The following is a 12455-nucleotide window of genomic DNA, read 5'->3' as shown; positions in this document are numbered from 1 at the left end:
AGGGGATATGAGGGGGCACTTCCGGCGCCTGGTCGCCACGGGCTTGGAGCGCGCGGGGATCCGCACGGGCCTCAGATGGAAGCTGAGCGCGGCCATCGCGCTGGTCGGGGCGCTGGTGGCGATCGCGCTGAGCCTGGTCGTGCACAACGCCGCACGGGTGTCGATGCTGGACAACGCGCGCGACCTCGCCGACGAGCGCATCATGATCGCCCAGCGGAACTTCGAGCTGTCCGGGCGGATGAACTTCCCCAACACCAAGATCGACGACCCGCACCTGCCGGCGGCGCTGCGGGACCGGGTCGAGGCGGGCCAGCGGGCGACGTACGTGGCGGACCGGCCCGGTGACGTGCCCGACATATGGGCCGCGGTGCCGCTGAAGAACGGGCATGTCATGTCCCTGCACTCGGGCTTCACGGACCGCAGCTCGGACATCCTCCAGGACCTCGACCAGGCCCTGCTCATCGGCTCCATCGCGGTCGTCCTCGGCGGCAGCGCGCTCGGCGTGCTCATCGGCGGGCATCTCTCGCGGCGGCTGCGCAAGGCGGCCGTCGCGGCCAGCCAGCTGGCGGGCGGCGAGACAGACGTGCGCGTGCGGGACGCCATGGGAGGGATCGTCCGGGACGAGACCGACGACCTGGCGAGCGCGGTGGACGCCATGGCGGACACGCTACGCCAGCGGATCGAGGCCGAACGGCGCGTCACCGCCGACATCGCGCACGAGCTGCGCACGCCGGTGACCGGGCTGCTGACCGCCGCCGAACTGCTGCCGCCCGGCCGCCCGACCGAGCTGGTGCTGGACCGGGCCAAGGCCATGCGCACGCTCGTGGAGGACGTGCTGGAGGTGGCCCGGCTGGACGGGGCCTCGGAACGGGCGGAGCTCCAGGACATCATGCTGGGCGAGTTCGTCGCCCGGCGGGTGGCGGCCAAGGACCCGGACATCGAGGTGCGGATCGTGCACGAGTCGGAGGTCACCACCGACCCGAGGCGCCTGGAGCGGGTGCTGTTCAACCTGCTCGCCAACGCGGCCCGGCACGGCAAGCCGCCCATCGAGGTCACCGTGGAGGGCCGGGTCATCCGGGTCCGCGACCACGGGCCCGGCTTCCCCGAGGACCTGCTCGCCGAGGGGCCCAGCCGCTTCCGCACCGGCAGCAAGGACCGGGCCGGGCACGGCCACGGCCTCGGTCTGACCATCGCGGCCGGTCAGGCCCGGGTGATGGGCGCCCGGCTGACCTTCCGGAACGTCCGCACGCCCGGGACACCGGAGCATCTGCCCGCCGAGGGCGCGGTCGCCGTGCTGTGGCTGCCGGAGCACGCGCCGACGAACACGGGGAGTTATCCGATGCTGCCGGGGTCGGGGACGTAGCCCCTCGCGGTGGTCAGCAGGTCCACTCCTGGTCCAGGTCGAGTCCGCCCTCCCGGGGCTGCGTGAAGGAGAACCAGTTGCCGGAGTCGTCGCGGAACAGCGCCTCCGTGCCGTACGGGCGCTCCTGCGGCTCCTGGAGGAACTCCACGCCCCGGTCCTTGAGCTTCTTGTAGTCGCCGTGGATGTCGTCGGTGGTCAGCACGCCCGCGCCGAGCGCGCCCTTCGTCACCAGCTTCCGGAGCATCTCGGCGGACTCGGGGTCCATCGCGGGCCCGCCGGGCACCATCAGCGTGAACTCGACGTCGGGCTGGTTGGGCGAGCCGACGGTGAGCCAGCGCATGCCGCCCTCGCCCATGGTCATGTCCGTACGGACCTCCAGGCCCAGTTTCTCGGTGTAGAACTCCTTGGCCCGGTCCTGGTCGAGAACCCAGACGGTCGAGATGGCGAGACCCTTGATCATGGCGTGCTCCTGCTGGTCGGGGCCGGTTCGCTCTTGCCCTGCCACCGTAGGCAGCGGGGGTGTCAGCCCGCTTCTTCGGAATTGCGCTGTTTCCCCAGGGCGGGTGCCGACCGGAAGCCGCCGGCCCACAGCATGGCGTAGCAGCCCGGTATGAGTGCCGCTCCGCGGCCCACGTGCTTCGTCCGGTACTCGCTGGGCGTCAGGCCGGTCCACGCCTTGAACCGGGCCGAGAACGTGCCGACGCTGCTGAAGCCGACCAGGTGGCAGATCTCCGTCACCGACAGGTTCGCCGTGCGCAGCAGGTCCTCGGCGCGTTCTATGCGGCGGTGGGTGAGGTACTGCCCGGGGGTCTCGCCGTACACCTCCTTGAAGGCGCGGATGAAGTGGTACCGCGAGTACCCGGCGTGTGCGGCCACGGCGCCCAGATCCAGGTCCGGATCGGCCCAGTCCCGGTCCATGGCGTCCTTGGCCAGGCGCACCTGCCGCGTCTTGTCCATGGATCCGATGGTGGCACGGGGGTCTGACAGCGGGGTGTGCGGCCGCATGAGGAAGGCCCCGGGGTTCTCTCCCCCCCGGGGCCTTCCTCATGCGGTCCGCTCAGACGGTCTCCGCCACGGGCGGCTGCGCCGCCGGGGCGTCCGGCTCGTCCTTCCCCTCCGGTCCCGCTCCCTTGAGCGGGACCTCCTTCACGAACACCGCCGCTGCCAGCGCCACCACGGCCACCACGGCTCCCAGCAGGAACGCCGAGTGCGTGCCGGCGGAGACCGCGTGCTGGTAGGCCTCCCGGGCCGCCTCCGGGAGCTTCGCCAGGCTCGCCTGGTCGAGCTGCGCGGACTGTTCGGTGACCTTGGAGCCCAGCGCACCGGCCCGCTCGGCCATGACCTCCTGGACGCGGTTGTTGAACAGCGCGCCCATGATCGCGACGCCGAAGGAGGAGCCGAGGGTGCGGAAGAGGGTGGTGGACGAGGACGCGACGCCCATGTCCTTCATCTCCACGCTGTTCTGCGCGACCAGCATGGTGATCTGCATCAGGCAGCCCATGCCGAACCCGACCACGGCCATGAAGACACCGGAGGTGAACCGCGAGGTCCCCGTGTCCATCGTGGACAGGAGGTAGAGACCGACGGCCATCAGGACACTGCCGAGAATTGGGAACACTTTGTACCGGCCGGTGTTGGTGGTGACCCGGCCGGCGACCATCGAGGTCACCAGCATCGCGCCGAGCATGGGCAGGAGCAGCAGCCCGGAGTTGGTGGCGGAGGCCCCCTGCACGGCCTGCTGGTAGAACGGCAGGAACAGCGTGGCGCCGAACATCACGAACCCGGTGATGAAGCCGATGACCGACATCAGCGTGAAGTTGCGGCTGCGGAAGATGTGCAGCGGAAGCACCGGCTCGGCGGCCTTGGTCTGCCAGAACACAAAGCCGACGAGTGCGGCGACCCCGATGCCGATCAGCTCCATGATCCGCGCGGATGTCCAGGCGTACTCGGTGCCGCCCCAGGTGGTGACGAGCACGATCGCGGTGATGCCGACGGTCAGCAGGGCGGCGCCCAGGTAGTCGATCCGTGCCTCGGACCGCTTCTTCGGCAGGTGCAGTACGGCACTGACGGCGACCAGCGCGACCACGCCGAGCGGCAGGTTGATGTAGAACGCCCAGCGCCAGCCCCAGTGGTCGGTGATCGTGCCGCCGACCAGCGGGCCGCCGATCATCGCCAGCGCCATGACGCCGGCCATCATGCCCTGGTACTTGCCGCGCTCCCGGGGCGGGATCAGGTCACCGATGATCGCCATGACGCCGACCATCAGACCGCCGGCCCCGAGGCCCTGGATCGCGCGGAAGCCGATCAGCTCGCCCATGTTCTGGGCCATGCCGCTGAGCGCCGAACCGATCAGGAAGAGGACGATGGACGACAGGAACGTGCCCTTGCGGCCGTACATGTCGCCGAGCTTGCCCCACAGCGGGGTGGAGGCCGCGGTCGCGAGCGTGTAGGCGGTGACCACCCACGCGAGGTGTTCGAGGCCGCCCAGTTCACCGACGATCGTCGGCATCGCCGTACCGATGATCATGTTGTCGAGCATCGCGAGCATCATCGCGATCATCAGCGCGAGCAGCACGACCCGCACACTCTTCGGCCGTTTCCCCCCGGTGTCGGCGCCGATCGCCGGTATGTCCGTCGTGTCCGCCATCGCTTTCCCACTCCCCCAGCTACCGCTACTTACTTGCCGACCGGCTAGTGACTACACTCGGAAGCTAGCCGCGGAACTAGCCGGGCGTCAAGTAAGTTTTATGGAAAGGGAGCGGCGTAGGAGGATGGGCGGCACCATGGACGGCACCAGGCGGCGGCGCCGCGGGGACACCCGCCAGCGCATCCAGGACGTGGCCCTCGAACTCTTCGCGGAGCAGGGCTACGAGAAGACCTCCCTGCGCGAGATCGCGGAACACCTGGAGGTCACCAAGGCGGCGCTCTACTACCACTTCAAGACGAAGGAAGAGATCCTCGTCAGCATCTTCGAGGACCTCACGAAGCCGATCGAGGAACTGATCGAGTGGGGGCGGCAGCAGCCGCACACGCTCGACACCAAGCAGGAGATCGTCCGCCGTTACGCGGAGACCCTGTACGGCGCCGCGCCGCTGTTCCGCTTCATGCACGACAACCAGGCGACGGTGCGGGAGCTGCGGATCGGCGACTCCTTCAAGGAGCGCATCCGCAGCCTGCGCGACATCATCATCGACCCGGACGCCGACATGGTCGACCAGGTGCGCTGCGTCAGCGCGATCTTCACGCTGCACGCCGGGATGTTCCTGCTCCAGGACCTGGAAGGCGACCCCGAGGACAAGAACAAAGCCGTCCTCGAGGTCGCCACGGACCTCGTGACCCAGGCCCACGGGGGAGCCCAGGGCTCCTAGGGCGTGTCCGGGATCGTCAGACCTTGACGCCCTTGGCGCGCAGGAACTTCACCGGGTCGACCGCCGAGCCGTAGTTCGGGGTCGTACGGATCTCGAAGTGCAGGTGCGGACCGCTCGAGTTGCCGGTGTTGCCGGACCGGGCGATCTCCTGGCCGGTCTTGACGATCTGGCCGATGCTCACCTTGACCTTCGACAGGTGGGCGTACTGCGAGTACGTGCCGTTGCCGTGCTTGATCACGACGGCGTTGCCGTACGCGGGGCCGTCACCGGCGCCGTTGCCGCCGGCCTTGACGACGGTGCCGCCGTGGGTGGCGACGACCTGGGTGCCGCTCGGCACGGCGAAGTCCTGCCCGCTGTGGGTGGACTGCCACATGCCGCCGTTCTGGGCGAAGCTCGCGGAGAGCTTGTACTTCTTCACCGGGTCGACCCAGGACGGAGTTGCCTTCTTCGCGGCCTTCTTCACGGCGGCCTTCTTGGCGGCGGCCGCCTTCTTCACGGCGGCGGCCTTGGCGGCCTTGGCGGCCTTCTCGGCCTTCGCGGCCGCGGCCTTGGCCTGGGCGGCGGCCTGCGCCTGGACGGCACCGGCGGCACCGGACGCGGCCGTGGTGTCGGCGGCGGACGCGACCCCGGCTCCCAGTGCGACCGAGACACCGAGGCCGGCGGCCAGCACGGTCGCACGGGTGCGGAGCTGGGACGTACGGAAGGAACGGGACGTGACGCGCTGGGACATCGAAACCTCGTGGGGAAGGGGACGGAGAAAACCACCCGGCGCACAGTCGCTCGCCGAATGGCCATCTCTTGGTAACCCGAAGTCCGACAAACTCCCAAAAGCGTGATCTACGGCCTAAGTTAGTAACTTCGCTCAGTGGCCTACGTCTCTTGACATGGCACTCATTCGGGACGAATCAGGACACTACGCCGCACTTCAGCGTGCTCCACGGGCCGAGAATCCCTTTTCTCCCGACCCGTTCGCCACTATTCCGTCTAGTAACGGACATATCGCCTGTGCGGCATGTCACCGGGGCCTCTCTTCGGCCATTCCGGAAATGTGGCGCACGCCTCTATGCACCTACCGTTCGGTAACCCTACGGTTCCCCTCGCGCCACCCTCGCCCACGAACATGCACACGACATGTTGGCAGCGTCACGGACGTGAGAGGACCCCCACGACATGCAGACCCGACGCCCCTGGTTGCGCCGCGCATCAGTGACCGCCGTCTCGGCAGCCGCCCTTGTGGCGATGGCCGCACCGGCCGACGCCGCGGCCCCCGCCGGTGCCGCCACCGCGGTCACCACGGCCGCCGCCGCAGACGTCGACTACGCGACATGGCAGAAGGACTGCCAGGCGGTGATGGACCAGGCGCTGCCCTACCTGAAGCAGCGGATCGCGGCCGCCAAGCCGGGCGAGAAGCAGGCCATCGTTTTCGACATCGACAACACCACGCTGGAGACCGACTTCGGCTTCAGCTACCCGCAGCCGGCCAACAAGCCGGTCCTGGAGGCCGCCAGATACGCCCAGCAGCGCGGCGTCGCCCTGTTCTTCGTGACCGCCCGCCCGGACATCATCCACTCGTTCACCGAGTACAACCTCAAGCAGGCCGGCTACCAGGTCTCCGGCCTGTACGTCCGGAACTTCATCGACCTCTTCAAGAACGTCGCCGAGTACAAGACGGCCCAGCGCGTCGACGTCGAGAAGAAGGGCTACACGATCATCGCGAACATCGGCAACAGCGCCACCGACCTCTCGGGCGGCCACGCCGAGAAGACGTACAAGCTGCCGGACTACGACGGGCAGCTTTCCTGACCCACCTGGTCAACTCCGGGTAGTCTCACCCCCGTTCGGCGATCACGGGGGTGAGGCTGTTGGATCCGACGGTACTCGGCGGCAGGCTGGCGTCCGCACTGGTCGCCCCGCTGCTGAAGAAGCTCTTCCGCTCGGAGGGCCCGGGAGCGGGCCTGGTCGACAAACCCGTACGCCTCTGCGCACTCGTGTCGTTCCGCGGCGAGAAGCGAACCCTGAGCGAGCAGGACGTACGGAAGCTCGCCGAGTGGCTCGTGGCACAGGCGGTGGAGTCCCCCGGTGAACCGCCCTTCCCGCCCGACGAGCAGATCGCCGTCACCGACACGCTGGCCCGCAGGCTGCTCGCCCTCGGCGACCTCGACATGGACGACGTCCAGGCGGTGCGACTGGGCCACCGCGAACTGGCCAGGAAGCTCCATTACGCGGCGCCCGCACCCGACGGCCTGTCCGCGGACTCCTGTCACTTCCTTGACCACACGACCGACTGGGCCTGCCTGAACATCCTGGAGTTCTTCACCCGCCGCTCCACCTTCGTCGCACGCACCCTCGTCGAGCAGGCCCGGGCCCAGGCGGAACTGATCGCCAAGGTCGACGAGCTGATCACCCGCACACCCCGCCCGGACGCCCGCGACACCGCTTTCGAACGCCGCTACCTGCCGTTCGTCGCCGAGTGCCACAACCACATCACGATCTACGGGATCGACCTGCGGGACTCCCCCGACCGCTGGCCGCTGGAGGTCGCCTACCTGACGCTGGAGGCGACCACCGACCGGGAACCGGACCGGGCCGCCGAGCCCGGCGAGGGTCCGCCGGCCCGCACCGGACGGATGCCCGCCGACGAGACGCTGGACAAGGACCCCAGGGTGCTGCTGCGCGGCGACGCGGGCTCCGGGAAGACGACACTGGTGCAGTGGCTGGCGGTGTCCGCCGCGCGCAAGGGCCTGTACATCCCGTACGTCCTCCCGCTGCGCACCCTGATCCGCACCGGCCCGCTGCCCGCACCGGCCGCCTTCCTGAGCGCCGTCGGCTGTCCGCTGTCCCCGCCGGACGGCTGGACGGAGCGCGTGCTGACCGCTGGCCGGGCGCTGGTCCTGGTCGACGGTCTGGACGAGATCCCGGCAGCCGACCGCCACGGCACCCGTGACTGGCTGCGCGCCCTCATCCACGCCTACCCCGGCAACCGCTGGCTGCTGACCACCCGGCCCACCGCCGTACGCGCCGACTGGCTGTCCCAGGAGGGCTTCCGGGAACTGTCCCTGGCACCGATGGGCCGGGCGGAGGTCACCACCTTCGTCCACCGCTGGCACGAGGCGGCGCGCGCCCCGGAGTACGAACAGCGGCTGCTGGACTCCCTGCGCACCAAGCGGGACCTGGCCCGTCTCGCCACCAACCCGCTGATGTGCGGTCTGATCTGCGCCCTGCACCGCGAGCGCCGCGGCTACCTGCCCACCGGGCGCAAGGAGCTGTACGACGCGGCCCTCAGCATGCTGCTCTCCCGTCGCGACCTGGAACGCGGCATGGGCGCGGCCGAAGGACCGGAGCTGGGCGAAGCCGCCCAGCTCGAACTTCTCCAGCGCCTCGCCTACGCCCTGGTGCTCAGCGGCCGGAACGAGATGACCCTGACGACCGCCGAGAGGATCGTGGAGAGCGCGCTGCCCACACTGGCCCCGGCGGCCGGGAAGCAGGACGCGTCGGACATCCTGCGGGTCCTCCTGCTGCGCAGTGGCGTGCTGCGCCGTCCGGCCGAGGACGTCATGGACTTCGTCCACCGCACCTTCCAGGACTACCTGGGCGCCCGGTACGCCGTCGAGGAGGGCCACCTCGACGTCCTCACCGGCCATGCCGACGACACCCAGTGGGAGGACGTCATCCGCATGGCCGTGGCCCACGCCCGGCCTCACGAACGGGTCTCCGTGCTGAAGGAGCTGCTGGCCGGGGACACGCCCCGGCTGACGCTGCTGGCGCTGGCCTGCCTGGAGCACGCGACGGCGCTCGCCCCCGCGGTGCGCATGGAGGTGGAAGGGCGGGCCGCCGCGCTGATCCCGCCGCGCACGACCGGGGCTGCGAGGGAGCTGGCCGAAGCCGGTCCGCTGGTGCTGGAGCTGCTGCCGGGGCCGGAGGGCCTGACGGACGAGGAGGCGCTGGGCGTCACCGTCACCGCCTCGGTCCTGGGATCGGAGGAACCCGACGGGGCCCTCGCCGTGCTGCGCCGCTTCCGGGACCACCCGGACCACGACGTACGGCGGCAGCTGGCCGGCACCTGGCACCGGTTCGGCGCCGAGGAATACGCGGTCGAGGTACTGGACCACCTCGACCGCTCGGACCTCTTCCTCACCTGCGAGGCGCCCGCCCAAGTCGCGGCCCTCGCCCGGATGCGCCCCTGGCCCGACCTGGCCTTCGAGGGCCCGCACAGCGCCGAGGACATCGTGGCCGCCGTACCGGAGCCCGGGACGGTGACCACGCTCGGCATCCTCCGGAATCCGCGTCTGACGGAACTGGGTGCCCTGCGGCGCTTCACTTCGCTGAACCAGCTGACGATTTTCGAGTGCCCGGACGCGACGGGCCTGGAGCGGATGCGGCCCCTGCCGCTCACCGAACTCGTCATCCTCAGTTCCGTCGCCGACCTGACGGGACTGCGGGCCCTGCCCTCACTGACCCTGCTCTCCGTGGTCCAGGAACTGCCCGGCGCCGGCCTCACCGACGCCCTGCCGACCGAGGCCCCGCTGGGCTTCCTCTTCCTGGGCCGCCACAGCACCGACACAACCGGGCTGCGGGGCCTGGCTCACTGGGACAGGCTGCACACGCTCAGCCTCGGACCGCTGACCACGGAACTGACGGCGGCCGACTGGCGGGAGGTCGCCGAGCTTCCCGGACTCACCAGCTTGTACCTGAACGCTTCGATCATCCGGGACCTGCCCGCCTCCATCGGCTGCATGCCCGAGCTGCCGGGGGTCGAGGTGCTGCGGATCCGCTCGATGGACGGGACCGAGCACCTCGCCCCACTGGCGTCCCGGCTGCCCGGGTTGCACACGGTGATCCTGGGAAACAGGCCCGGGCACTTCTTCCCGCTGTCCGACTTCCAGCCGCTCTTCCCGGACGCCGACCTCGCCCTGGACCCGGACTGAGGCGAAAGCCGGTGCACGGGGACGGCCGACGGACGGCGCAGCACGAAGTGGGGCCACCGCCCGAAGGCAGTGGCCCCACTCTCGTTTCAGGAAGGTCCCCGAAGGGTCACACGTCCTTGCTCAGGTTCGGTCCCGTGCCACCGGCCGCCTGCTCGATCGGCGGGACGTCCGGCAGGGCCGACTTCTCCTCGCCGCGGAAGGTGAAGGTCTTGGTCTCACCCTCGCCCTCGGTGTCCACGACCACGATGTGACCGGGACGCAGCTCGCCGAAGAGGATCTTCTCGGAGAGGCTGTCCTCGATCTCGCGCTGGATGGTGCGACGCAGCGGACGCGCACCCAGCACCGGGTCGTAGCCCTTCTTGGACAGCAGCTCCTTGGCGGACTGGGAGAGCTCGATGCCCATGTCCCGGTCCTTCAGGCGCTCGTCCACCTTGCCGATCATCAGGTCGACGATCTGGAGGATGTCGTCCTGGCTGAGCTGCGGGAAGACGACCACGTCGTCGACGCGGTTGAGGAACTCGGGCCGGAAGTGCTGCTTGAGCTCGTCCGAGACCTTGTTCTTCATGCGCTCGTAGTTGGACTTGGTGTCGCCCTGGGCCGCGAAGCCCAGGTTGAAGCCCTTGGAGATGTCCCGGGTGCCGAGGTTGGTCGTCATGATGATGACCGTGTTCTTGAAGTCCACGACCCGGCCCTGGGAGTCGGTCAGGCGACCGTCCTCCAGGATCTGCAGCAGCGAGTTGAAGATGTCCGGGTGGGCCTTCTCGACCTCGTCGAAGAGGACGACCGAGAACGGCTTGCGGCGGACCTTCTCCGTCAGCTGGCCGCCCTCCTCGTAGCCCACGTAACCGGGGGGCGAACCGAAGAGACGCGACACCGTGTGCTTCTCGCTGAACTCCGACATGTCGAGGGAGATCAGCGCGTCCTCGTCACCGAAGAGGAACTCGGCGAGCGCCTTGGACAGCTCCGTCTTACCGACACCGGACGGGCCGGCGAAGATGAACGAGCCACCGGGACGCTTCGGGTCCTTCAGACCGGCACGCGTACGGCGGATCGCCTTCGACAGCGCCTTGACGGCGTCCTTCTGACCGATGACCCGCTTGTGGAGCTCGTCCTCCATGCGGAGCAGTCGGCTGGACTCCTCCTCGGTCAGCTTGAAGACCGGGATGCCCGTGGCCGTGGCGAGGACCTCGGCGATCAGCTCGCCGTCGACCTCGGCGACGACGTCCATGTCGCCGGCCTTCCACTCCTTCTCCCGCTTGGCCTTGGCGGCGAGGAGCTGCTTCTCCTTGTCGCGCAGGGAGGCGGCCTTCTCGAAGTCCTGCGAGTCGATCGCGGACTCCTTGTCGCGGCGGACGCCGGCGATCTTCTCGTCGAACTCGCGCAGGTCCGGCGGCGCGGTCATCCGGCGGATGCGCATCCGGGAACCGGCCTCGTCGATCAGGTCGATCGCCTTGTCCGGCAGGAAGCGGTCCGAGATGTACCGGTCGGCCAGGGTCGCGGCCTGGACCAGCGCCTCGTCCGTGATGGAGACGCGGTGGTGCGCCTCGTACCGGTCACGCAGACCCTTGAGGATCTCGATCGTGTGCGGCAGGGACGGCTCGGCGACCTGGATGGGCTGGAAGCGGCGCTCCAGGGCCGCGTCCTTCTCCAGGTGCTTGCGGTACTCGTCCAGCGTGGTCGCACCGATGGTCTGGAGCTCACCGCGGGCCAGCATCGGCTTCAGGATCGAAGCCGCGTCGATGGCGCCCTCGGCGGCACCCGCACCGACCAGCGTGTGCAGCTCGTCGATGAACAGGATGATGTCGCCGCGGGTGCGGATCTCCTTGAGCACCTTCTTCAGGCGCTCCTCGAAGTCACCGCGGTAGCGGGAGCCGGCGACCAGCGCGCCGAGGTCCAGGGTGTAGAGGTGCTTGTCCTTGAGGGTCTCGGGCACCTCGCCCTTGACGATGGCCTGGGCGAGGCCCTCGACGACGGCGGTCTTGCCGACGCCGGGCTCACCGATCAGGACCGGGTTGTTCTTCGTACGGCGGGACAGCACCTGCATGACCCGCTCGATCTCCTTCTCGCGCCCGATGACCGGGTCGAGCTTGGACTCACGAGCGGCCTGGGTGAGGTTCCGGCCGAACTGGTCGAGGACCAGGGACGTGGAGGGCGTGCCCTCGGCAGGACCGCCGGCGGCGGCGGTCTCCTTGCCCTGGTAACCGGAGAGCAGCTGGATCACCTGCTGCCGCACGCGGTTCAGATCTGCGCCCAGCTTGACCAGGACCTGGGCGGCGACGCCCTCGCCCTCGCGGATCAGGCCGAGCAGGATGTGCTCCGTGCCGATGTAGTTGTGGCCCAGCTGAAGAGCCTCGCGGAGCGACAGCTCCAGGACCTTCTTGGCACGAGGGGTGAAGGGGATGTGACCCGACGGGGCCTGCTGGCCCTGCCCGATGATCTCCTCCACCTGCTGGCGGACCGCCTCGAGCGAAATCCCGAGGCTCTCAAGGGCCTTGGCGGCGACACCTTCGCCCTCGTGGATCAGGCCCAGGAGGATGTGTTCAGTGCCGATGTAGTTGTGGTTGAGCATCCGGGCTTCTTCCTGAGCCAGGACGACAACCCGCCGCGCGCGGTCGGTGAACCTCTCGAACATCGTTAATCGCTCCTCAGAGCGGTCAGGCAGTGGGGGGAACTTCCCCTCCCTGTCCTTCCGCAGCTTAGTCCCGCAAGCGGGGACCGCTCATTCCAACTGCCGACACCGTCCTTGGCCTCCTGACCCCGAACGCCGACATCTGCTCCAACCCGATGGTGCGAGACGAT

General features: G+C 69.2%; 9 protein-coding genes. 4 read left to right on the top strand and 5 right to left on the bottom strand.

What is annotated here, in order from left to right; genetic code table 11:
* Positions 1-7 precede the first annotated feature (7 nt).
* Positions 8-1363 carry a two-component system sensor histidine kinase CseC gene (gene cseC, locus QC385_RS34090; protein WP_279545219.1) on the top strand — a complete coding sequence of 452 codons (1356 nt, stop codon included), beginning with the start codon at positions 8-10 and terminating at the stop codon, positions 1361-1363.
* A 13-nt stretch (positions 1364-1376) separates the two neighbouring features.
* Here the strand turns inward: cseC and QC385_RS34085 are convergent, their stop codons facing one another.
* The 3 genes from QC385_RS34085 to QC385_RS34075 all read right to left on the bottom strand — a co-directional run bounded on the left by QC385_RS34085 (position 1377) and on the right by QC385_RS34075 (position 4010).
* The gene (locus QC385_RS34085; RefSeq protein WP_279545218.1) at positions 1377-1823 is read right to left on the bottom strand and encodes a VOC family protein; all 447 of its coding nucleotides are present in this window, start codon (positions 1821-1823) and stop codon (positions 1377-1379) included.
* Between the two features lie 62 nt (positions 1824-1885).
* The gene (locus QC385_RS34080; protein WP_279545217.1) at positions 1886-2320 is read right to left on the bottom strand and encodes a helix-turn-helix transcriptional regulator; all 435 of its coding nucleotides are present in this window, start codon (positions 2318-2320) and stop codon (positions 1886-1888) included.
* Between the two features lie 100 nt (positions 2321-2420).
* Positions 2421-4010, bottom strand: a complete 1590-nt coding sequence (locus QC385_RS34075; protein WP_279545216.1) for an MDR family MFS transporter — start codon at positions 4008-4010, stop codon at positions 2421-2423.
* A 124-nt stretch (positions 4011-4134) separates the two neighbouring features.
* Between QC385_RS34075 and QC385_RS34070 the strand changes: the two genes are divergently transcribed.
* Positions 4135-4731 carry a TetR/AcrR family transcriptional regulator gene (locus tag QC385_RS34070; protein ID WP_279545215.1) on the top strand — a complete coding sequence of 199 codons (597 nt, stop codon included), beginning with the start codon at positions 4135-4137 and terminating at the stop codon, positions 4729-4731.
* A 16-nt stretch (positions 4732-4747) separates the two neighbouring features.
* On the opposite strand, the gene QC385_RS34065 is transcribed toward QC385_RS34070, so the two are convergent.
* The gene (locus QC385_RS34065; RefSeq protein ID WP_279545214.1) at positions 4748-5461 is read right to left on the bottom strand and encodes a M23 family metallopeptidase; all 714 of its coding nucleotides are present in this window, start codon (positions 5459-5461) and stop codon (positions 4748-4750) included.
* A gap of 440 nt (positions 5462-5901) precedes the next feature.
* On the opposite strand from QC385_RS34065, the gene QC385_RS34060 reads away from it, so the two are divergent.
* Positions 5902-6534: an HAD family acid phosphatase gene (locus QC385_RS34060; RefSeq protein ID WP_279545213.1), complete on the top strand. Its 633-nt coding sequence runs from the start codon at positions 5902-5904 to the stop codon at positions 6532-6534.
* A gap of 59 nt (positions 6535-6593) precedes the next feature.
* Positions 6594-9656, top strand: a complete 3063-nt coding sequence (locus tag QC385_RS34055) for an NACHT domain-containing protein (protein ID WP_279545212.1) — start codon at positions 6594-6596, stop codon at positions 9654-9656.
* A gap of 106 nt (positions 9657-9762) precedes the next feature.
* On the opposite strand, the gene QC385_RS34050 is transcribed toward QC385_RS34055, so the two are convergent.
* Positions 9763-12288 carry an ATP-dependent Clp protease ATP-binding subunit gene (locus QC385_RS34050; RefSeq protein ID WP_279545211.1) on the bottom strand — a complete coding sequence of 842 codons (2526 nt, stop codon included), beginning with the start codon at positions 12286-12288 and terminating at the stop codon, positions 9763-9765.
* Between the last annotated feature and the right edge of the window lie 167 nt (positions 12289-12455).

The sequence above is a fragment of the Streptomyces sp. DH10 genome (genome assembly GCF_029813805.1).
Classification (GTDB): domain Bacteria; phylum Actinomycetota; class Actinomycetes; order Streptomycetales; family Streptomycetaceae; genus Streptomyces; species Streptomyces coeruleofuscus.
The sequence above is the reverse complement of the archived record's forward strand: the minus strand, read 5'-3'. Positions and strand labels throughout refer to the sequence as shown.

Coding starts and splice junctions, on each gene's coding strand:
- QC385_RS34060 (WP_279545213.1), top strand. CDS start 5,902: ATGCAGACCCGACGCCCCTGGTTGCGCCGCGCATCAGTGACCGCCGTC.
- QC385_RS34070 (WP_279545215.1), top strand. CDS start 4,135: ATGGGCGGCACCATGGACGGCACCAGGCGGCGGCGCCGCGGGGACACC.
- QC385_RS34085 (WP_279545218.1), bottom strand. CDS start 1,823: ATGATCAAGGGTCTCGCCATCTCGACCGTCTGGGTTCTCGACCAGGAC.
- QC385_RS34075 (WP_279545216.1), bottom strand. CDS start 4,010: ATGGCGGACACGACGGACATACCGGCGATCGGCGCCGACACCGGGGGG.
- QC385_RS34080 (WP_279545217.1), bottom strand. CDS start 2,320: ATGGACAAGACGCGGCAGGTGCGCCTGGCCAAGGACGCCATGGACCGG.
- QC385_RS34065 (WP_279545214.1), bottom strand. CDS start 5,461: ATGTCCCAGCGCGTCACGTCCCGTTCCTTCCGTACGTCCCAGCTCCGC.
- cseC (WP_279545219.1), top strand. CDS start 8: ATGAGGGGGCACTTCCGGCGCCTGGTCGCCACGGGCTTGGAGCGCGCG.
- QC385_RS34050 (WP_279545211.1), bottom strand. CDS start 12,288: ATGTTCGAGAGGTTCACCGACCGCGCGCGGCGGGTTGTCGTCCTGGCT.